Below are 22,768 nucleotides of genomic sequence, written 5' to 3' on the forward strand. Positions count from 1 at the left end.
CCATAAATAAATGACAATTAAAAATATAAATATGATCAAATTAACAGCAAAAGCACTTTTAAGCATTCTGTTTTTAGCAGTGTTTGTAAATGCAAGTGCTACAAAAGTAATTCAACTTAAACCTATCGAAGGGGATATGACTTCGGTGGTTAGAGAAGCCATTGAAGGTGTCAATGATAAGGATATTAAAATAGTATTTGAAAAAGGAACGTATCACTTTAAGCCTGATTTGGCCTATAGTAAGTATTGTTTTATTACGAATCACGAAAACGGATATAAACGAATTATTTTTCCTTTTGAAGGATTAAATTCAGTGGAGATTGTTGGAAATGGAGCAGAACTTATTTTTAATGGTCAGGTAATGCCCTTTTTGTTTGAGGATTGCAATCAGGTTTCGGTGAGTGGATTAACCATTGATTGGGATTTTCCATTTTTATTTCAAGGTGAGTTGATAGCGGTGAATAAAGAAGAGGGATGGAGAGATATTAAACCTTTTACGGATGGTTTTTCGTGGAAGCTGGAGCGAGGAAGAATTACCTTCCCGAATATTTACGGATTTAAGTTTTCTTCTTTAGGAAGTACACTACCCTTTGAGCCTGCCAACAAGCAAGTGGCACATGGCGCATGGGATTTATCGTCGCGACCAGAAAGAGTAGAGAAACGCCCTAATGGTGTACTTCGTATTTACGAAAAAATGAAATATTACCCTGAGCCAGGTACTATTCTTAACTATAAAGGACCCAAAGGAGAAAACCGTTATGCACCTGCTTTTCATGTTATTTCATCTAAAAATATAAAGTTTGATAAAGTGGTTATTCATCACGCCTTGGGTATGGGCTTCCTGTTAGAAAGGTCAGAAACAGCTAGTATTTCTAATTCGGGTATTTATGTTCGTAAAGGTTCACCAAGGGTGGTTTCTATCATAGCAGATGCTACTCATTTTTGTAATTGTAAAGGAGATATTGTTGTAGAGAATTGTCGTTTTGAGAATATGCTTGACGATGGAACCAACGTGCACGGAACCTATGTTGAGGTAAACAAAAAGATAGATGATTATACCTTGTTATACGAGTTAAAGCATTTTCAGCAAGCTGGTTTCGAGTTTGCTGGTAAAGGTGACGAAATATGGTTTATTCATCAACCAAGTCCCGATAGAAAGACTGTAAATAAAGTGAGTTCGGTAAAGGTTATCAACGATTTATTTGCAGAAATAAGCTTTGAAGAAAAGCTTCCTGCTCAATTAAAAGAAGGTGATTTGTTGGAAAATAAAACCTGGAATCCAACTTTTACCATGCGTGGATGTACTATTCAAAATCATAGAGCCAGAAATGTGGTGCTAAAAACACCTTTAAAAACAGTGATTGAAGATAATTATTTTTCATCTATGATGTCATCGATACTTTTTCGTGGTGAGACTTTTTATTGGTACGAATCGGGTGTGGTTGAGGATGTGTTAATCCGCAATAATACCTTTAATTATTGTGCTTACAGTGGTTCGGAACATGCTGTAATGTACGTAACACCACGCTTGGGAAAAAATTATGATCCAACCGCTTCTTACGATAGAAATATTCAATTTGTTGATAACACAATCACCACTTTTGATACACGTATTGTAATTGCAGATAGGGTAGATGGTTTATTGTTTAAAGGCAATAAGATTACGCAAAATAACGCACGACCAGCCTTATATCCTGATGCTCCACTATTTGATTTGATAAATTGTAAGAATGTACAAATCTTAAACAATACCTATCAAGGTGAATATAAAAAAGCATTTAAGGTAGATGCATCTTCGGAAGAAAGCTTAAAAGTAAAAGGGAATAAAGGATTTAAGTATAAAAAGTAATACATACTGATTATAACAAGTATATGATGAAGAGAAATATATTTATCACATTATTACTAGCAATAGTAGTGGTGGTTTCAGCTAAAAAAAAGCAAGAACAACCAAATATTGTATTGCTATTTGTAGATGATTTAGGATGGGCCGATTTAGGTTATCGAAACACTTTATTTGAAACACCTAATATCGATCAGTTAAGTAAAGAAGGAAGCGATTTTGAACGTGCTTATATTGCATCACCGTCATGCAGTCCTAGTCGTGCTTCTATTTTAACAGGTAAGGAGCCTGTGCGTTTTCAAATGGCGCGTCATATTGTTGAAGGTGAAAATAAATTGGCTTCCATCGAGGGCGATTTTAATATGTGGAAAAAAGATCCAGTTCAAATGCCTTCCATTAACCATTTGCCACTGGAGGAGGTTACCTATGCCGAACGTCTAAAGGAGTTTGGGTATTATAACATGTTTATTGGTAAATGGCATTCGGGAACCGAAGATTACCATCCTATTCATCAAGGTTTTGATGAGCAATATGGTACCGGTAATCATGGTCATCCTAAAAGCTATTATCCTCCATTTTTTGCGCATGGAAACCCACTAGAAGATATTAAAGAGGATTACTTAACGGATGTGCTAACCGACAAGGCCGTAGATTTTATTGAGACTTATAAAAAGAAGCAGCCTTTTATGTTATCCCTTTGGTACTATAATGTACATGGACCTCATATTGGTCGTAAAGATTTAATTGGAAAGTATGAGGCAAAAGGAATGGATAATAGATATGCCAACTATGGAGCAATGGTTGAAGCCATGGATGAGTCCGTTGGCCGCGTACGAAGTGCTTTAAAAGCTAAAGGTATTTCAGATAACACTGTAGTAATTTTCACCTCTGATCAAGGTGGTTATTTTACCAACTATCCTTTGCGAGGCAAGAAAAATGGAGGGTATACGTTAAACGAAGGTGGAGCTCGTATTCCATTTATTGTGTATTATCCGGGCGTATCAAAACCAGTTAAAATTAACACTCCTATTCAAACATTAGATGTTTATTCTACGCTAGTGGAAATTGCTTCAGGAAAAGACCAAAAAGATCCGCAGGTAAATGGTGTTAGTTTAATGCCGCTAATAAAGGGTGATAATATTGAGGATAGAGATTTATACTTCCATCGTTCATACGAAGATCAGTATGCAGCTGTTATTTCAGGAGATTGGAAATTAATTAAATATCACTCTGGAAACGTTCAATTATATAATGTTGTTAAGGATCCAGGAGAAGTAAGTAATCTTGTTTTTGTACATCCTCAAAAAACTAAAGAGTTAAAGGACAGATTAGCAGCTTGGGAGAAAGAAGCTGTACCAAGTTATTAAATAGTATTTGCCCGAAAAGTCTAGTTTCTTCGTTACTTCTTTTTAAAAGCAGTTTTTTACTAAAAAGGACTAACCTTGAACCTAGGCTCTTTAATTCTTGTACTCAAAATAAATAGTTAGATTTTCTATAGAAATAATTTAATCATGAAAACATTAATCACCCTAGCATTATCCTTTTTTCTTATTAATACAGCGGTAGCGCAAGATAAACCTAATATTATTTGGCTTATGGCCGAAGATATGAGTGTAGATTTAGCTTGTTATGGAACCAAAGCGGTTAAAACTCCAGTGTTGGATAATATGGCTGCCGAAGGAATTCGTTTCGACAATTGTTTTGTAACCAACCCCATTTGTTCACCTAGTCGTTCGGCCATGATGGTGGGTACGCATCAGGTAAAAATAAATGCACATCATCATCGCAGTAATCGAGATGTGCCTTTAAACGAAAATTACAAACCTTTTACTTATTGGCTTAGAGATGCTGGTTATACTTGCGTTTTAGGTAATCATGCAGTCATGAAAAAAGGGCGTAAAATTGATTGCAATTTTAAAACAGAAGCTATTGGCGAATGGGATGGAAAAAGCAAGTTTGGCTTGTTTGATAAGTACGATAGATTTGAAAAGGAAGATCAACCATTCTTTGCTCAAATTCAGTTGGTGGTTACACACAGAGGCGATTGGTGGAATCAAGTACGCCAAGAGTCAAAGCATCCTGTTAATCCGGCTGAGGTGGAGTTGCCAAAGTTTATGGCCGATCATCCTGTGGTTCGATTAGATTGGGCCAAATATCTCGATCAAGTAGAATATATGGATAATGAAATTGGTATGATCTGGAAAGAGTTGGAAGATAAAGGAATGGCCGATAATACCATATTAATTTTTATTGGAGATAATGGTAGATGTAATATTCGCGGTAAAGGTTATCTGCACGATCCAGGTATGCATATTCCTTGTATTATATATGGTAAGGGAATCGAAAAAGGAAAAGTGCGAAAAGATGTAGTTTCGGCTACTGACTTAACTGCTACTGTACTCGATTTTGCTGGAATAAAGGTACCTGATTATATGACCGGAAGCCCTGTGTTTGATAAAAAGTTTAAGCGTGAATATGTATATGGAGCTCGTGATTTATGGGATGAGATAGAAGAGGATATTAAAGCGGTGACTTCTGATAAGTGGAAATATATTAGAAATGATAAACCTGAGCAAGCCTTTGATGCACATCAAGCCTATTTAGAGTTTTACAGACCGGCAGTGCATGTAATGCGTACTTTAAATGAGCAAGGAAAACTCAATGAGCAAGAAAAGTTATTCTTCGCTCAAACAAAGCCAACGGAGGAATTATACGATTTAGAAAATGATCCGCAAGAGCTAAATAATTTAGCCAGTAACCCCAAGTATAAAAAGGAACTTTTAAAGCTACGCAAGCAAACCGAAAAGTTTGATGATGAGATGAAACCTGTGGGTGATGATTATAATCCTGTACATCCCAATTCTGTTGATGTAATTGAATGGGTTAAATCGGAAAGGCCAGAGCTTTATCAAGAAATGTTAGCAGGTGTAGAGATTGGATTTAAAAAGATGGTTACTGAGTATAAAGCATCTCTAAAAAAGAAAAAATAGACAATCTAATAACTATATAAAAGTTAACCTTATGCAAAAATCTACCTATTTGTTGTTGCTCATGGTAAGCATGTTTTTCATGTTTGCTTGCACCAATTCTGTAACTAATCGTTATAAAATAAATAGCGATTGGAAGTTTAAGTTATTAGAAGAAGCTGAAATTAATGAGGAGGAATTCTCTAAAAAAAGTTATGATGATACCAGTTGGGAAGATGTAAGTTTACCTCACACTGCCCATATCGAACCTCTGTTGGTCAATAATCAATGGCAAGGTACATGCTGGTATCGCAAAGCCTTTGAGATTCCTTCTGCCATGCAAAATAAACAGGTGGTTATTGAGTTAGAAGCAGCTATGAATCATTCCAAAATATGGATTAACGGCCACAAGGTTAGTATTCATCAAGGCGGATATTTACCAGTTGTTTTGGATATTTCTGAATTTGTTGTGTTCGGACAAAAGAACATTATGGCTGTTCGATTAAACAATACAGATAATGCCATTACTGGTCCCAAACCTATGCATAAGTTAGATTTTAACATGTATGGAGGTTTGTATCGAAATGCTTGGATAAGCTATAAAGAAAAGATACATATATCACATCCTGTAATTGCGCAAAAAACTGCAGGAGGTGGTGTTTTTATTACAACTTCGCAGGTTTCCAAAAAGCAATCTTTAGTTCATGTAAAATCTCATATAGTTAATACTGAAGAGTATGATATTAAAGTTCAGGTGGTTAACACCATTTTATGGAATAACCAAGTAGTAAAAAAACATGAATCTTCCATCATTTTGCTAGAGGCAGGATCGAGTATTGATCCGGTTGGAGATATAAAGCTAAACAATCCACGACTCTGGAGTCCATCGCATCCAAACCTATACCATATGGAAACAAAGGTTTTGGTAGATGGGAGTGAGGTAGATAAACAAACAGATAGATTTGGAATTAGAGAGTTTACTTTTATTGATAATGATTTGTACGTAAATGGCGAAAAGACATTTCTTAGGGGTGTAAATCGTCATCAAGAATATCCATTTATTGGTTATGCTCTGTCGGATAATGCACAATACCGTGATGCCAAAAAAATTAAGGATGCAGGTTTCGATTATGTGCGTTTGTCTCATTATCCGCAGTCACCTGCTTTTATGGATGCCTGCGATGAATTGGGTTTAATTGTTATTGATGCTATTTTAGGTTGGCAATATTATTTAGATAATGATGATTTTAGGGAATATTGTTATCGTTCGGCAAAGGAGTTAATTTATAGAGATCGAAATCATCCATGTGTATTAGCCTGGGAAGTTTCGTTAAACGAAACGCAAATGCCCATTTTTTTTATGGAGAAATTGCATGACATTGTACATCGTGAATTCCCAAGTGAAACAACTTATTCGTGTGGTTGGAAGGATGATGTATACGATATTTATCTACAAGCACGTCAGCATCGTATTATGCATCCGCATCATCTAAAAGATAAACCATATGTGGTTTCTGAGTATGGCGATTGGGAGTATTACTCGAGTAATGCAGGCCTTAATCAGCATAAGCTGGATAAACAGTTGCGTTACGAAACAAGTAGCAGACAATTTAGGCGATATGGTGAAAAACGATTGATGCAGCAATCTAAGAACGTACAAGAAGCGCATAACGATAATTTTAATACACCTGCTTTTGCAGATGGATATTGGGTGATGTATGATTACAATAGAGGTTATCATGATGATATAGAAGCATCGGGTATCATGGATATTTTCCGACTACCAAAATTTGCTTATTATTTCTACCAAAGTCAGCAAAGTCCTGAGCAAAATACAGTTTTAAATATTGCCTCTTACTGGAATAAAGAGTCCTGTTTAGATGTTAAAGTTTATAGCAATTGTGATAATGTTTCTTTGTATTTAAATGATGAGTTGATTGCTGATCAACAACCAGATGGTGATTCTGTATCTAATCACTTATCGCATCCGCCTTTTACTTTTAAGGTGCCGAGCTTTGTTCCTGGTACGTTAAAGGCCATTGGTAAAATTAATGGTCAGGTGGTTAAAGAAACCATTGTTAATACACCTGGTCAAGCAGTAGCTTTAAAAGTTTGGTTAGATGAAAGCGGAAAACAAGCTGAAGCCGCGTGTAACGATGTACTGTTTTTATATATTGCCGCAGTAGATAATAATGGCACCATTATTCCTGATTTTGATGGACTGATAGAATTGGAGCATAATTTAGAAATAGAGGTGATGAATGTTGGAGAAATTAAAGCTGAAGCCGGCATAGCCACAGCGCTTATAAAAATAGGTAATAAAGCAAAGAGTGTAAATGTTAAGGCATCATCTGAAGGATTGAAATCAAATCAATTAACATTTGAAGTTCTCCGTAATAATTAATAAGCAGACTGTATTGTGTTGTAATAGAGTGTTTTGTGTAGATTTGGCTGTTTTGAATAAAAATGTCAATTAGTTAAATCTTAAATAATGTTTACATATTTTCACATTTGTACTGAAATTTTAATAGTTTTGTGACATAGTTTTATAGTTGTCACATAAAAATTAAGATTTACTTATGAGCATAGTTGGTATTATTGCTATTACTGTAGGAATTGTAATTGTACATCGAGAGAGAATCAGATTAATTAGAGAATTAAATGCTACAGAAGGCATCTAGATGATTTGAAAAGAGAAGTGAATTGAACTTAAAAGAGACTCTAAAAGCAAAAGCTCCTAAACGAATAGTTTAGGAGCTTTTGCTTTTTATATATTTCTAATTTATCTTTTTAAGAATAGCCAGCGCATTATCATTTTTTTGTACTTGTTTATAAAAGTCAATAAAATCATCATACTCACTAGCAGGGTATACACCACTATTTAATTCCAGATATCTATTGTAAATTAATTTATTATCCACCACTTCAGTTTCCGCTATATACGTACCATACTTACTTTCCATATTCACTTTATTGGGAAGTACTTCGATATTAAAGTTTTCAGGAATAATATATGTGATAGAATCCTGATAACAGCTTTCTGATTTTTTATAAATATCGAAAGTTCGATCCTTAACCTTGCTGGGGATTTTATTCCACTTGCTAGCCAAATTGACTGGCAAGAATAATCTCGATCCGCTTTTAGAGGCGTAGTTCGGAAGCGATAGATTTATTTCTTCACTTAATTTAGGTTTACTGCAATTAACAGAATTCAATGAGAAATTATCTATCTTAAAATTAGGGATGTTAAAATCCTTATATAAAAGCTTTAATTGTTCTTCTTTGTCTTCAACGGCTAACCTGTGTTTATCATCATATTGTAGGCCTGTATACTCCGACTGTAGTTTTGCAGAGCACGTTCCCGTTTCTGTTATTTGTACCTCTGCTGTTCTAATTACCTTATTTAGTTTTTTATTATACTTAGGAGTCTTGGTTAATACACCTCCATTTTCGGTAATTAACAAAACATGTCTGTTATCCGTAAAGTCACCCAAAAATCCACAAGGCATAGTTTGGCTGGTACATTCTAGCCAAGTGGTATCTTGCTCCATTGGTACGCATAAAATAATATGATTAGATTGATGGCAAATAAATTCAGGATCAAAATCATATTTATAAGGACCTGCTTTTATGACTGCATAGTTCGATTTTATTCCAGCATATTTTAACATGCTATACATGTAGTTTGATAGCGCTTTACAATCGCCATAACCATTTTCAGAAACAGAAGTGGCTGAGTGTGGCTGTATTCCACCAATACCAACAGATATATTTACATACCTTGTATGCGATTGCATATATTTATATAAAGCTTCTACTTTCTCAGTATCAGTATTACATTTTTCAAGAATAGCATCAATGTCTGCCAAACGATCATCGGGTAGTTCATCTCGTCCTTTATTGATTAATGCTATAAAATCACCAAATTCTTTCCAAGAAGCGGTAGAACCTTCATAATTGTCATATTTGAACTTTTCTAATCTCACTCTAACAAATGGTCTGAAATTTTCAAATGAAGGCCTGTATGGTTCATATTCGTATGCAAGAGCATTTTTTAACTCCCAATTGATTGAGTTTTCTGATTCGGTTTTACTTATACTATCATTGAAATTATAATCCTTATGGTGCAATTTAATTCCAGAAGTATTTTTAACCGAAAAAGTGCTTTTTTCAATAGATAAATTATCGCCTGGTATTGGTCGCCAATCGTTAATACCATAGGTGTTATTCTCTTCGTATACTACTTTGTATTCAATGGTATATGGATACTTTTTTTCAACAGGCTGTAGATAAAGCATTCTAATGCCCGAGTAGGAGGTACCGTATGAGTCATAGCTTACATCTTCCCATTCGCTGCGCCCCCATTTGTTTATCTGGGTACCCAAGGAATTATACATTCTTGCGCTAATTTCAACAATGCGTTTATTTTTATTATACCAATATCCATCCCATGCTTTCTTTTTTCCTTTGTAGTTTAATACAGTAATAGCTTTAGTTATGGTAGTTCTGGTATTTGAAATAGATTTTATTTCAACTTTTATATCCTCATGACGAACAACAGCATAAGCATTGGTTTTTAAAGTATCGGAAATTAAAAAAGTGGGATACTTAAGCTCTTTCGCTTGCGCAGAAACTAAAGAGAGGAATGTAATTATTAAAACGAGTGTTATACGCATGGGATAGGGTTTTAATTAAAAATAGGTTCAGTCCTTCATATAAAGAACCAAACCTATATATGTTTATAACGAATGCTTAAATCTTTTTAAGCACTACTTGTTCAGCTTCTTTAGTAACAATCATTTCATTAAATTTCCTTAAGTCTGGATATTCGTTGCCAGGGAAAATTGTTTGATTAATCATGTATTGGTTAGTCAACTGAATAGTTCTTCCTTGTGTAGCTGTAACAAATATATATTTGGCCGAGTTATTTGGCAATGCCATCACTAATTTCTCAGGTAATTCATCAATTTCATAACCTTCTGGTATGGTGATTCTTATTATAAATTGTTTTTTAATAGGGAAGTTATAATCCACTGGATAAGTTCTTTCTTCACGCTTAAAAATATTCTCAATAGCACGACTAAAAAGTTTTGGATTTAAGAAAACCATATCGCCTGCCTGATTAATACGGTTAGTAAGCTTAATTTTACTTTTTAATACAACTGGTTTAGTAATACTATCTAAATCTTGAATTTCAAATTCAGTCAATTCGGCATCTTTATATCTCTTCTCGAGGATATCAATAAACTCCTCTTCGTTTTCCTTCGATTTGTAATTTCTTCTAAATTTAACTGCAGCATAATTCTCGGCCTTATAGGTGATGTTTCCATTTAAATTAAATTCTTCATCCATAATTAGGTTGGCCATATACATTTCCTTATTTGGAATATTACTGTACAAATCTACCCAGTCACCCATACCATTTCTGACTAATCGGCCTCTTCCATTTAAACACTTTGCAGGAAGTAAGTTATACGGACAGTTAGACTCAGTAGCATCCATCAATAGATATTTTCCGTCAATATTGACGGCGACAATTACGTGGTTAAACTGAGTTAGGCTAACTAAACCAGGTCGAATCATTCCGTGGTTTCGGGTACTTGTAATGACAGGGTAAGCATCTAATCCAATTTTTTTACATAGAGCAACCAAGTTAAGATTAATATCACCTGAATTCCCTTTTTCATCCATGTAGGCTTTACGAATTGTTTTATTGGCATCAAGACTATGACTTTTATTCCATAACATATGATGATTAATATGTTGGTATGCCATACAGGCTTTTTGTTCGTCAGATATACTTTTAGATGAAATACTTGTAGCAATATCTTTTAAGTGGCCATCATTTTTTAAGGTTAAACCAAAATTGTCATCATCAAGCAATGTTTTATTAATACTTGACCAATCTTTAGTATAACTTTTGTAGGTGCTCCAAGGGTATTTTGTAGACCTCAACTCAAACTGAATAGAAGATAAATAATCTTGAGGAGTAGTAATTAAAGGTTCGTTTTTAAAGGCAGGTACACTATCCGCAATATATTTCATGTGGGTTACCTTAGCTTCAAGTTCGTGCGTTTGTCCTGCTGTTCTACCATTTTGATCGATGGTAGCACTGGTTCTAAAGCTAAATTTTTCGTGAGTGGTACGTTCAGTTTTATTGATATGAACATACCCTTCCATCCAGTTTTTATAATCATACCACTCAATTACATCGGCTAAGTATTCTGAATGAATTGTTGGAATATCTGATTGGAAATACCAATTACGCAGGTTGAAAATAAAGGGACTTTGAACGAGGTAGGATAATTCAATAATTGACCCTTCCTTAACATCAGGCATTGTTATTTTTACGATGTTGTGCGATTTATCCAGTTCGTCTCTGATGATTTGTTTACTGGAAAGTTTTGTTTTTTCCAGTTTTCCATCTTTCATGTTATAAACAGCGCCTTTTATGCTATTTACTTTTTCTTCGCCTCCTGAGTATGATTTATAAAGGAAAATCTTAAAGTTTCCTTTGTCAAAAGCTTCTTTATCAAACACTTTAATTCTAATGTGTTTCTCAAATTTCATAAAGATGTCTTCAGCGGTAATTTCGAAGAAAGTATGTCCCATATCAGCAAGTACAACTGCACTGGCATTACTGTCATTGGGGCAGACGGTCATATCTATTTCTTCTTGAGATATTTTGCCGTACTTCATGTAGGCTTTAGCAGCTAGGGCGTTGGTTGTGATTAAAGAAATGCACGCAATTAGTGCAATAGATCTTAGTTTAAGCATGGTTAAATAATTAAGTTAGTTCTAGTGTTTCGCAACTAATATAAATATTTTTCCATTTAAAATGGTTTTAAATTAGATACGTGCCTTTAACTCGATGGCAGTTAGTTTAATACCAAGTAGTTTGCGAGAAATAACATTTAACTTGTTAATGTTTCCTGTAAAATGATATACGCTGTGATAATGATTTAACTTTTCATGAGAATCTAACTCTTTAAAAGGAGCGGATGATTCAAGCTCAAAAAAGCTAGCATCTTCTGCAGGCGAATAATCCATAGAACCATTGTTATAAACTTGAATAGCTTCTCCATTATAAGGATTATCTTGAATGCTAACCTCCGAATTAAAATATAATGAATCTCCGTTATGTTGATATTGTATAATGGTTAAAGTATTGGTTTCTGGTTTATAGTTACCAAAAATAGCAGGAGAAATATCTGATGGTATGCCAATTTTAGAACGATACTTTCCATCGGTTTTGTAGATTAAAGCATTGTTCATAAGTTGAATTTTACTACTGTTTAGAGGTCCCATGTAGGTATTAATATCATCCAAAACAATGGAATCTGAAACGGGTATAATAACCGTACTTTTATCGCTTCCTTCAAACATACCCATGCTCCAAATGGTGGCCAGTCCAGTTGACTTATCCCATTTAATCGAATCCAGATTGGTTAATGTATGCTCACTTGAATATGCCACAACATCTATATCTGATGCATCTATATCTAAATCATTTTCAATATCTTTTTTCTCAAGGATGTTGATATTTCGTTGAATAAGAAAATGCAGTTTTGTTCCAATAAAATTAGTCAGGCTCATTTCTTTCGATAAATGAATACTCTTTACAGATTGGTCCATTACCTCAAAGGCTTCTTCGTTCATGCATGCAGGAACCTTCCAGTTGTCTTCAGATAAAGGTTTTTGCTGTCCATAATAAAAAGAGTATTGTCCGCCCAGTGGACCTATCCAAACTCTATCTTCGCCTCCAGCATCACCACCGTTTCCATGGTAGTTGCTTGCTAGTATTTCACGATTTAACCAGCCGTTGCTAATATCCTCATGGAAATTAGATGTTGAAGTCATCACTCTTCCTTGGTAAGTAGGGCAAATACATATTTTACCAGGATATGAACTGGCTTCGAGCTCGATGTAATTTGTATTTAAGGCTAATAATGCTAGATCGCTGGAGTATTTGTGATAAACGATATTGTTAGTGCTGGAATGACATGATACTAACATCACTAACACAACATAGGCGTAAAAAATCTTCATTGGGGCATATTTTAAAAGCTAAGATAGTTTTTGTTACTTAAATAAAAATGTAAGAATCTAATATTACTGGATATTGTAGCAAATGCAGCTGTATTCACATAAGCATAACCTAAAATAAATACACTTTACTTTATCTTGATAAAAGTATTTTATAAATTTATTGTATGAAGCAGTATTTATCAAACTAATCACTTTATTATGCCACTTAAGCAAAAAGAATTAGCCTTGTATATGGGGCCTCAAGAACTAGGAGCACCTGATGACCTAAAAAAGGTAATCATTGATTTTATCGACAAAACAGAAAAACGCTTAGATATTGCTATTCAGGAGTTGGACGATATTGATATTGCCAAGGCAATTATAAGAGCTAAAAACAGAAAGTGGTTTACGGTTTCAGGAAAATCAAGATACTTATCGGTTAATTTAGTTTTAGAAGGAGATTATTTACAGGCCATAAAGCCCGATCCAGAACCTTTTGAAAAAGGCGGTAGTTTAAGAGATAACAGAACTATTTTAAATGCCTTGTTTAGAAGTGCGATCAATGTAAAAACTGATTTCAATGGTAAAATATTTCATCAAAAATTTATGATTAGGGATGGAAAAGAGTTGTTAATGGGCTCTACAAATTTTACTAAAACGGGTACTTCTAAAAACTTAAATCATATTGCTGTAGTAAGCAATAAAAAAGTGGTAAGTGCCTATAAAAAAGAGTTTAAGGAAATTATGGCTGGTAAGTTTGGTAAAAACTCTGAAGTCACTCCAAAACCCGTTCCTGCTATTTCCGATTCGGTTAGGTTAAAACCATTGTTCGCGCCCAATCATAACCCCGAGATGGAAATTATGAAACAAATGGCTAAGGCAAAGGAACAAATAGATTTTGCAGTGTTTACATTTGCCGAAAGCTCAGGGATTGATGACCAGATGAATTTGAATGCCAGAGCTGGAATAAAAGTGTCTGGCTTAATAAATGGTGACCAGAAAAATAGAAAGTGGTCGGCTTCTAAATTTTTGGATGACAATATTGAAGTTCAGTTTACCCAAAAAGGAAAAAAAGGATTGGGCAAACTTCATCATAAACTGATGGTTATAGATAAAAAGGTGGTTATTATAGGCAGTTTTAACTATACCAAACCAGCTAATTTATTCAATGATGAAAATGTACTTATAATAGGCGATATAGATGAAACATCAGAAGTAGGTAAAAAGAATCAAGCTAAAATTGCTGAATACGCCTTAAAAGAAATAGAGCGTATCAATAAAGAGTTTACGTATTGATGTTGTTTCTTTAATAGTGTAAAAGCTGCACCTTGTGTGGCTTTTTTTGTGCTATAACATTAGACAAATACCCATGAATTAATCACGGATTCAAACACTACCTTAGCAGATTCAAATTTTACGAAATTAACAAAATATAAGCGAGTAGTTTCGTGATATGAATCCCTTTAAAAACAAAATTTTGCTCTCCAATCACGATGCTTATCACATCGTTAATTTCGAGGATATTTTATATTGTAAGAGCAATAATTCATCCACCATATTCTTTCTCATTAATGGTCAGCGTATTTCTACATCCTTACCTATTGGTTGTATTGAAGAAAGGCTTTCAAAATACAGCTTTATTCGCTCTCATCAATCGTACATAGTAAATGCCATGCATATATTAAGTGTACGTAAAAATCAGCATGTTGAAATTGAGCTCATTAACCACAGCGTTCTTCCTGTAAGCACTCGGCGTAAAGCTACATTAATGCAGTTTATTTCAAAAATGGAGCGAATTCAAAGTACTTGAGCACGTTTTCAAGTTATCTCCTTCTGTAAGTATTTTATACAGTAATTTCACATTAAATAATAAGACAAATCAAATCACAATAAAAAGATTAAAAATGAACAAGCTAAGTATCATCCTAACTACTGCAATATTCCTTTTTTTAGGAATTACGCATACGAAGAGCCAGATTAAACGATATGAGGTTAAATCTGGTAAAGTAATTTATACCAGCTCTACTAATGGTAAAATTATGGGAACGACCACCAATGGTAACGGAACCGAAGCATTGTATTTTAAAGATTGGGGTATTACAGAGTTAAAAGAAAGCAAATCTACAGAAAGCACCGTAACTAAAATGTTTGGGCAAAAGAGTGAAGAAAAAACTTCGCAACATACTTTGGTCAAACTGGATAAGGGAAAATCGTATACAGTTGATTTTGATGTAGAAGCTATTTATGTGAACAAAGATTTGGCTTTAGAGATGATGGAATCTTCAGATGCGAATGCCAACGCAAGTGAGATTGGGGAGCAAATGCTAATAAGCATGGGCGGACAAAAAATAGGAACAGAGAAGTTTTTAGGATATGACTGTGAGGTTTGGAGTATTGCAGGTGGTAAGCAATGGATTTATCATGGTGTGATGTTAAAAGCTGAACTAACCCTAATGGGAATTACTACCTCAACTGTAGCTCAATCTGCCGAGTTTAATATTTCAGTTTCTGAGGATCATTTTCAGTTACCAAACTATCCGATTAAACAATCGCCTACTACAGCTATGGGGCAAGGAATGTTTGAAGATATGGGAGAGATGGATGATGAGGAGGATTGGAGTGCAGCGGATATGGAAAAGCTCAGTAAAATGAGCTACGAAGAATATAAGAAAATGGTAAAAAGTAGCGACCCTGAAGCAGCTAAATTAAGCGATGAAGAATTAAAGGCTACCTATAACATGATGCAACAAATGCTCAAATTAAAAACGGGTAAATAGTAAAAGTTTAAAGGAATATAATTAAACAAGGCACAAATAATTTAACGAAAACCAAAAAAACAAATGAAAAATTTATTTAAAGTATCAACCGCAATTATGCTAATGTCTCTATTGATCACATCTTGTGGAAAAGATGATACGAATAAACCTAAAAAGGATGATTATACGGGAACTTTTAATGTGGTACTTGATGATGCACTTTTACACCAAGGTACAACTCCTTTGGTAGGTATAGTTCAAGATAATAAGCAGGAGTACGTGAATACAGTTACTATAGCAGATGATAAAATAACTATTTCGGTTAACCAGTTTCCTCGAGTAATTGGCAATGATGTTGTTTTTGGAACTGTTGGCGACCCTGGAGTTGTATTTATTCATGGAGGACAGGTTTATACAACAACCTCGGGTTCTTTTACACGTGTTTCTGGCAGTAAAATTTCATTTGCAGGTGTATGCAAAGTTGGTATAGGCCAGTCTACTCATACGGTTACTGGTTATGTTGAATCTAAAGCTTTTGAAGTGGTAGAGTAAGAGATTGATAAATCTAAATAATAATGGAGCTTGCGGTATTGTATCGCAAGCTTTTTTTTGTTGGTATATATTGGAATTAGCTTTGGGATACTTGTACGTACAACCTTTTTTAATACAATTCTTGGCATTTTTCTTACAATGTTTCTCTCTTTTTGTTGCGTTAGTTTTGTACAGTAAATAATTAGCAAGAAAAAGTAAAGGAGAAATAACAATGGAGTATGAAGGTAAAATATATAGACCATGGCCAGAGGCAAGTAGCTTTTTAATACAAACCACATACGGATGTAGCCATAACAAGTGCACCTTTTGCGATATGTTTAGAGAAAAGAAATTTGGCATTAGAAAGGTGGAGGATATTTATCAAGATATTGAGGAAGCGCGAAGAATGTATTCGCACATTGAGTCTTTCTTTTTAATTGATGGTAATGTAATGGCTATTAAAACCGACTTAATACTTAAAGTATTACAGAAGATAAAAGCCACTTTCCCGGAGTGCAATAAGATTTCCCTTTACAGTCAATACAATGATTTTAGACGTAAATCTGTGGAGGATTTAAAATTGCTTAAAGAAGCAGGATTAACAATGGCATACGTTGGTTTAGAGTCGGGAGATAGGCAGATTTTGGAGGAAGTGAAAAAAAGCATGACTCCAGAACAAGCCATTGAAGGGGCTGAAAAAGCAAAAGAAGCAGGTATTAAGGTGTTGGCATCTTTTGTTTTTGGTTTAGGTGGCAGAGATCGTTCTAAGGAACACATAGAAGAAACAACTAAGCTGTTAAATATACTTAAGCCAGAAGAAATTGCCCCCATGGCCTTGGCCGTTCAGCCAGGTACTGAGCTAGAAGAACAAGTAAAAAGTGGCAAGTTTGTGCAGGCTACAAGACTGCAAATGTTAGAAGAGGAAAAGTACCTATTAGAAAACATGGATTTTGATACTTTTTATTGGGGCGACCATGGCAATAATGTAGTTTCCTTAAAAGGAGATTTTCGCAAGTACAAAAAACAGTTTTTAGGCATGGTAGAAAACGCCATTAAAAATCCGGATATCAATAAAGAAAGTGTGCACGAAACATTTTCGTGGTAAGTAACAAGTATATCAATTTACCTCAATCAACGAGCTCCCTATCTAATAATTGGATAGGGAGTTAAGTTGATGTTCTGAAATTGTTTTTACTTCCTTTTTTGGTTGATTAAAAAGTGAAAAGCCTCTCTGCAGCTTAAGAGAAAATGAATACTTGAATATTGTTGATTTAAAACTAAAATAATGAAAGCTAGAAAAGAAGAAATTTTAAAAGCTCATGCATATCGCAGAGCAATTAAAGAGTTTGAGCCAGAGCAAAAAATATCAGATGATGATTTTGAGTTCATTCTTGAAGTGGGTCGACGCTCTCCAAGTTCCTTTGGATGGGAACCATGGAAATTTGTAGTGGTTCAGAATACTGAGTTACGCGAAAAATTAGCAGAACCAAGTTGGGGTGCTCAAAAGCAATTAGCTTCGGCAAGTCATTTTGTAATTCTAATGGCTCGTAAAGGCGATGAGATGAAGGTGGGTTCAGATTATTTAAAATATAAGTCGCAACAAGTAGATAAGCTACCTTCTGACATTGAAGAAATGAAACTGAAGTTCTTCAAAGGGTTTATGGAAAATGAGTTTGACCTCACCAACGAGCGTAAAATTTTTGATTGGGCTTGTAAACAGGTGTATTTACCATTTGCTAATATGATGACTGCAGCTGCACAAATTGGTATCGATTCTTGCCCTATTGAAGGCTTTGATAGAGCGAAGGTTGAGAATATCTTAACAGAAGCTGGTGTAGATACTACTAAATTGGGCGTTGCAGCTATGGTAGCGTTTGGTTATAGAAAAGAGGATTCACCATTTCCACAATCTCGTTTTTCTATGGAAGAAGTGGTAGAGTGGGTGAAATAAGATTTTATTTTGGTTATTATAGTTTGGAACCTGATTGGCAGTATTGCTGGTCAGGTTTTTTGTTTTTATGGGGTAAAAATACAATTCAGAATTTCGAATAATAAATATACCATTACTTGTATGTACAACCTTTTTTTATACTATTTATTACTATTGCCTTACATCTATTCATATAAACAATTGAGTAAATTTGTATTGTTGAAATAATAATAACCTGCATAAAATTAAAATATTATGGAAAGCCAAAAGCAACGTAAAAAATTAAAGATTGATGAAAACCACCTAGTCTTTATTGATTCTGATACCAGCAAAGAATCCATCATAGAATGTGGAGAAGCTTATATCGTAAAGAATTTCTTTACCAATCATTATCCAGATAATGGTGAGCTTGAAAAAGCATTAAACTATATCGAATACGAATTAACCGACCATAAGGAACTGAAAAGTAATAATGAGCTTTTAAGTACTGATAATTATTTGCTAGCTGAGGTATTGGATGTGCAAGAAACAAAGGTGGTAGAACGCGATGATGTGGAGTTAGCTTTTGATAAATACATAGATTGCTCAAATGGAGAACCAGAGCATATGCTAGGTATAAAGTATTCGCTTGAAAAACTGACTACCATTATATTAGTGCGCTCTGTAATGTACTATCTAGGTTTTACGGAAATTGAAATTGTAAAATAATAGAAGAGATGAAAAAAACAATATTAATAACGGGGAGTACCGATGGTATAGGAAAATTAACTGCTGTTTTTCTGGCAAAAGATGGACATGAAGTGATTTTGCACGGGCGAAATGCAGAGAAGTTGAATGCAGTAGTAGCTGAGATTTCTGAGGAAACAGGAAATGATTCAATCAAAGGTTATGTGGCCGATTTCTCGGATTTAGAATCTGTAAAAGAAATGGCGGGCAAAGTTAATGGAGAGCTTGCTAAAATTGATGTATTAATTAATAATGCTGGTGTTTTTAAAGGACCAGGAACAAATGAGCAGGGATTAGATTCTCGTTTAGTGGTGAACTACTTAGCGCCTTACGTGCTTACCAAAGGTATTTTGCCAAGTTTGAAAAAAGGAAATGAAGCGCGAATTGTAAACTTAAGTTCAGCTGCTCAATCTCCTGTTTCTATGGATGCTTTAAAAGGAGAAGAAAGTATTTCGGTAGGAGAGGCATATGCACAAAGTAAATTAGCGCTTACCATGTGGAGTTTCTATTTAGCACAAAAAGTGCCTGAAACAAGTGTTATTGCGGTAAATCCTGGTTCTCTTTTAAATACAAATATGGCCAAAGAGGCTTACGGTCAATTTTGGTCACCAGCCGATAAGGGAGCTAATATTTTATACGAATTAGCAGTGCACGAAAATTTTAAGGGTATTACAGGAAAGTATTTTGATAACGACCAAGGTAATTTTGGTTTGGCTCAGCAAGATGCTTATAATGAAGCTAAAATAGAACGCTTAATAAAGGTGACAGAAGAAATTGTTACTGATTAAAAGCCTAGGAGAAATAGTAAACCAATGGTGGTTTGCTAGTGAAGAAAGAAATCTCAATGAATGAACATTGTAAAAAGGTCTTAACTATTGGAGTCATCGATTTATCGTTTCATAGAATTATGGGTTCTATACACACCCATATGTTGCGGCATATGGGTTTTGAAGTGAATAGAATATTTACTCCGCATAAAGATGCTTTTGACAAACTTAAAAGCGGGGAGGTAGATATGATAACCTCAGCATGGCTTCCTTTTAGTGATGGTCAGATTAAATCTGAAGTGGAGAAGGAGGTGCCATTGCTGGAGCTAGGTAATCATTATCAACCACAAGCTTTTTGGGGTGTGCCCAATTATATTTCTTCAAATGAGGTGGCTGAAATTGATGATTTAAAGAAGCCACACGTGATTAGAAAAATGAAGCTAGCTATTCAGGGTATTTGTCCTGGAGCTGGGATCAGCCAATCATCCGTAAAAATGATGGATAGCTACGGACTTCATTCTAATGGTTATCGGTTTTATACAGGAACAGAGGAGTGTTGTTATGGCGCTTTTGAACAGGCTGTGGAGCAACAGCAATGGGTGGTTGTTCCGCTCTGGAAGCCTAATTTTTTACGTTTAAAATATCCTATTAGAGAATTACGTGACCCTAAAAAAATCATCAGCTCCAATGATATTGCGGTTTTGTTATTAAGAGAAGATAAAAGGGATCTATTTACAACAGACCAAATAGAACAGCTTGATAGATTGAGCTTTTCGGTAGATATTATTGAAAAACTGGATGAAAGAGTGAGCCGTTATAATGACCCGTTAGATGAACTCTGTGAAGAGTTTTTGCAAGCAGAAGGAATTTTAGGGAATAGGAATTAGCTAAGAGTAGAACACTTATTTACCTAAAAGCTCATTTGCGCTATGAATAGAAATAGATAGTTTTTTAGCCATTTCATCTCCCAGTTTATCGGTGTATAAATCGTGTAAAATATTTAATGACTGTTCAATAATCGCTTTAAACTCAAACCCTTTTTCTGTGGGGAAAACGCTAACCACTCGACCTTCTTTTTTTCTTTCAATTAAACCCATTTTTAATAGCTTTTCTATAAAGCGAGTTACGGTAGATGCTTCTAGGTTCATTCGTTTACCTATTTTGTGTTGGTTTAATCCAGGATCATCCAATATTACCAACATAACATAAGCATATGCAGGTGGTATTCCTGTCATTTTAAAGGCCTCATCTGCCAATTTATTTAAATATCGAGTTAAAGAATTTGCCGTAAAATATAAGCAACTCTCTACGTTTGAACTGTTACAAGTACTCATGATTTTTAGTTAACAGTGAATAGTCACTGGTTTAAGAACAGCAAACCTGTCCGCTTTTTTTAAATTCTTTAACCGTCATGCCATATGCCTTTTTAAACGAACGGGATAGATGACTGCTGTCTGTGAAATTAAGCTGGAAGGCAATTTCTTTTAAGCTTAGATCGGTGTGTAATATTTTAGTTTCAACTATTTTTAATTTCGATTTTATAATATAATCTGCCAAACTTACACCTGCTTGTTTTTTAAAATATTCAGAAAAGTATGATTTAGAGATGCTAAATTTATCTGCTAAAGCAGGAATACGAAGATTATCTCCTTCAAAAATATGAGTGTTAATATACCTTAGTATCTCACCAAAGCGATTATCTATTTCGTTGGCTTGTTCTACATAACGTTTTTCAATGCTACGAGCCAAAATATTTAAAATAGAAAAGATTGATCCATTAATGATGGCATTTGAATAACTATCAGAAGCCAAATATTCTTGATAAATGGATTTGATGTTATGAATAATAAATTGCCTTTCTCTATCGGTTGAAATAATATCTCCAGGAACTTTATTGTAATTGGCTAATATGTATGCAATTCTATCAAACCAAGCATTATAGTTAGTTAGTCCATCATCGGTAATAAAATAATTATCGGTAAAACGGATAAAATAAAAACGAGAAGTTTCCTTAATCTTAAAGGAGTGACAATCTAAAGGAGGCAATAGAAATATGTTGCCAGCTTGATACTCAAATTCATGCTGGTTAATACACTGCAAACCTGACCCTTCTTCTACATATACAATTTCAAAGAAGTTATGCTTGTGTGGTCGCTTACCCCAACTAGTTAATTCCTCTACATGTATTTCAAATACTTTATGAACGGATTCTGTAATCATGGTATTAATATTGGTTTGTATGTGCAAATATAGGTATTATTCATCTTTAAATGAGTTAACTGTTTGTTAATGTTGAATACGTATTGTTTATTACTTGTATTAGTACAATTCTAACCTTTATATGTACAATTTTGACTGCATGAGCTTGTTTATCTTTGTTATACCAATTTCATAATACAATTGGTATTATACAGCAATAAACCATTAAGGATAAAAATCATGGAAAACCAAAAATTAACAATCGTAGCTAGAATATTAGCAAAAGACGAAAAAAGAGATTTAGTAAAAACGGAGTTACTTAAATTAATTGATGTAACTAGGGTTGAAGAAGGGTGTATCAATTATGATTTACATCAGGACAATGAAAATCCTAACTTTTTTCTTTTTTACGAGAATTGGAAAAACAAAGAATTATGGCAAAAGCATATGGGTAATCAGCATTTAGCCGATTATTTGAAAGCAACTGAAGGTGCAGTGGAGGAGTTTATTGTTCATGAAATGACAAATATTGAGTAATTGTTAAAACCTCTCAGTTTATGATTAGACTGAGAGGTTTGTTGTTTTATTTTTTCTGAGCAGCTAGGGCATCTACTATTTCTTGGCAAATACCTAGTCGGCCATTGATTAAAGTTGTAGAAGTAATTACGCCTTTTAAACAAAGTTTTTCATCCGGCAAGCGATATATATCTTGATAAAACATATATTTTACGCCCTTGTGTTCGCACCTTAGTTTAACCACGAATTTATCATTACTTCTTAGCGGATATTTGTATTGCATATCGGCTCTAGCCACTACGGCCATAATACCTTTTTCAAATAATTCGGTAAAATTTAGACCTATAGTATCTAAAAATTCATGGCGTGTATGCTCCAAATAATTTTGGTATACCGAGTTATTGACTACCCCCTGTAAATCACATTCGTAATCTCTAACTTTAAATTCTAATTCGTAATCGTATATTGTTTCCATGATTTTTGTTTTGAGGATTATAACTTTTCGA

General features: G+C 34.4%; 20 protein-coding genes. 14 read left to right on the forward strand and 6 right to left on the reverse strand.

The features are described from left to right. Positions 1-31 precede the first annotated feature (31 nt). From A8L32_RS20850 to A8L32_RS20865, 4 genes are all read left to right on the forward strand, one after another. Positions 32-1,849, forward strand: a complete 1,818-nt coding sequence (locus A8L32_RS20850) for an alpha-1,3-galactosidase-related protein (RefSeq protein WP_066633167.1) — start codon at positions 32-34, stop codon at positions 1,847-1,849. Between the two features lie 26 nt (positions 1,850-1,875). Then, the gene (locus A8L32_RS20855; RefSeq protein WP_066633023.1) at positions 1,876-3,210 is read left to right on the forward strand and encodes a sulfatase; all 1,335 of its coding nucleotides are present in this window, start codon (positions 1,876-1,878) and stop codon (positions 3,208-3,210) included. A gap of 144 nt (positions 3,211-3,354) precedes the next feature. Next, on the forward strand, positions 3,355-4,833 hold the full coding sequence (locus A8L32_RS20860) for a sulfatase family protein (RefSeq protein ID WP_066633026.1): 1,479 nt from the start codon (positions 3,355-3,357) through the stop codon (positions 4,831-4,833). A gap of 31 nt (positions 4,834-4,864) precedes the next feature. Continuing rightward, a complete protein-coding gene (locus A8L32_RS20865) occupies positions 4,865-7,213 on the forward strand; it encodes a glycoside hydrolase family 2 TIM barrel-domain containing protein (protein WP_066633032.1) in 2,349 nt (782 codons plus the stop codon). A 373-nt stretch (positions 7,214-7,586) separates the two neighbouring features. Here A8L32_RS20865 and A8L32_RS20870 read toward each other — a convergent pair whose 3' ends face one another. The 3 genes from A8L32_RS20870 to A8L32_RS20880 all read right to left on the reverse strand — a co-directional run bounded on the left by A8L32_RS20870 (position 7,587) and on the right by A8L32_RS20880 (position 12,858). Beyond that, on the reverse strand, positions 7,587-9,485 hold the full coding sequence (locus A8L32_RS20870; protein WP_066633033.1) for a DUF3857 domain-containing protein: 1,899 nt from the start codon (positions 9,483-9,485) through the stop codon (positions 7,587-7,589). A gap of 76 nt (positions 9,486-9,561) precedes the next feature. Continuing rightward, the gene (locus A8L32_RS20875; protein WP_066633035.1) at positions 9,562-11,586 is read right to left on the reverse strand and encodes a DUF3857 domain-containing protein; all 2,025 of its coding nucleotides are present in this window, start codon (positions 11,584-11,586) and stop codon (positions 9,562-9,564) included. Between the two features lie 72 nt (positions 11,587-11,658). Then, positions 11,659-12,858, reverse strand: a complete 1,200-nt coding sequence (locus A8L32_RS20880) for a DUF6786 family protein (RefSeq protein ID WP_066633037.1) — start codon at positions 12,856-12,858, stop codon at positions 11,659-11,661. 198 nt (positions 12,859-13,056) lie between these two features. Between A8L32_RS20880 and A8L32_RS20885 the strand changes: the two genes are divergently transcribed. The 9 genes from A8L32_RS20885 (at position 13,057) to A8L32_RS20925 (ending at position 20,434) form a co-directional block, all read left to right on the forward strand. Continuing rightward, positions 13,057-14,133 (forward strand): phospholipase D-like domain-containing protein, encoded by a 1,077-nt coding sequence (locus A8L32_RS20885; protein WP_066633040.1) that lies wholly within the window; start codon positions 13,057-13,059, stop codon positions 14,131-14,133. Positions 14,134-14,290: 157 nt separating this feature from the next. After that, positions 14,291-14,647, forward strand: coding sequence for a LytR/AlgR family response regulator transcription factor (locus A8L32_RS20890; protein ID WP_066633042.1), 357 nt, complete (start codon positions 14,291-14,293; stop codon positions 14,645-14,647). 94 nt (positions 14,648-14,741) lie between these two features. Next, complete coding sequence (locus A8L32_RS20895) at positions 14,742-15,614, forward strand: hypothetical protein (protein WP_066633044.1); 873 nt, start codon at positions 14,742-14,744, stop codon at positions 15,612-15,614. A gap of 63 nt (positions 15,615-15,677) precedes the next feature. After that, positions 15,678-16,145 carry a hypothetical protein gene (locus A8L32_RS20900; protein WP_066633046.1) on the forward strand — a complete coding sequence of 156 codons (468 nt, stop codon included), beginning with the start codon at positions 15,678-15,680 and terminating at the stop codon, positions 16,143-16,145. 211 nt (positions 16,146-16,356) lie between these two features. Then, on the forward strand, positions 16,357-17,229 hold the full coding sequence (locus A8L32_RS20905) for a B12-binding domain-containing radical SAM protein (RefSeq protein ID WP_066633048.1): 873 nt from the start codon (positions 16,357-16,359) through the stop codon (positions 17,227-17,229). 180 nt (positions 17,230-17,409) lie between these two features. After that, a complete protein-coding gene (locus A8L32_RS20910) occupies positions 17,410-18,075 on the forward strand; it encodes an NAD(P)H-dependent oxidoreductase (protein ID WP_066633051.1) in 666 nt (221 codons plus the stop codon). A gap of 234 nt (positions 18,076-18,309) precedes the next feature. Then, on the forward strand, positions 18,310-18,762 hold the full coding sequence (locus tag A8L32_RS20915; RefSeq protein ID WP_066633053.1) for a hypothetical protein: 453 nt from the start codon (positions 18,310-18,312) through the stop codon (positions 18,760-18,762). Between the two features lie 8 nt (positions 18,763-18,770). Then, positions 18,771-19,568: an SDR family NAD(P)-dependent oxidoreductase gene (locus tag A8L32_RS20920; protein ID WP_066633056.1), complete on the forward strand. Its 798-nt coding sequence runs from the start codon at positions 18,771-18,773 to the stop codon at positions 19,566-19,568. Positions 19,569-19,624: 56 nt separating this feature from the next. After that, on the forward strand, positions 19,625-20,434 hold the full coding sequence (locus A8L32_RS20925) for a glycine betaine ABC transporter substrate-binding protein (protein ID WP_066633058.1): 810 nt from the start codon (positions 19,625-19,627) through the stop codon (positions 20,432-20,434). Positions 20,435-20,449: 15 nt separating this feature from the next. Here the strand turns inward: A8L32_RS20925 and A8L32_RS20930 are convergent, their stop codons facing one another. Further along, entirely contained in the window at positions 20,450-20,881 is a 432-nt protein-coding gene (locus A8L32_RS20930; RefSeq protein ID WP_066633061.1) for a MarR family winged helix-turn-helix transcriptional regulator, read from the reverse strand. 31 nt (positions 20,882-20,912) lie between these two features. Further along, positions 20,913-21,767, reverse strand: a complete 855-nt coding sequence (locus A8L32_RS20935) for an AraC family transcriptional regulator (RefSeq protein WP_066633063.1) — start codon at positions 21,765-21,767, stop codon at positions 20,913-20,915. 219 nt (positions 21,768-21,986) lie between these two features. Between A8L32_RS20935 and A8L32_RS20940 the strand changes: the two genes are divergently transcribed. Continuing rightward, a complete protein-coding gene (locus A8L32_RS20940; RefSeq protein WP_066633066.1) occupies positions 21,987-22,283 on the forward strand; it encodes a putative quinol monooxygenase in 297 nt (98 codons plus the stop codon). Positions 22,284-22,329: 46 nt separating this feature from the next. Here A8L32_RS20940 and A8L32_RS20945 read toward each other — a convergent pair whose 3' ends face one another. Then, entirely contained in the window at positions 22,330-22,737 is a 408-nt protein-coding gene (locus A8L32_RS20945) for an acyl-CoA thioesterase (protein ID WP_066633068.1), read from the reverse strand. Between the last annotated feature and the right edge of the window lie 31 nt (positions 22,738-22,768).

The organism is Labilibacter marinus, assembly GCF_001659685.2.
Taxonomy (GTDB): Bacteria; Bacteroidota; Bacteroidia; order Bacteroidales; family Marinilabiliaceae; genus Saccharicrinis; species Saccharicrinis marinus.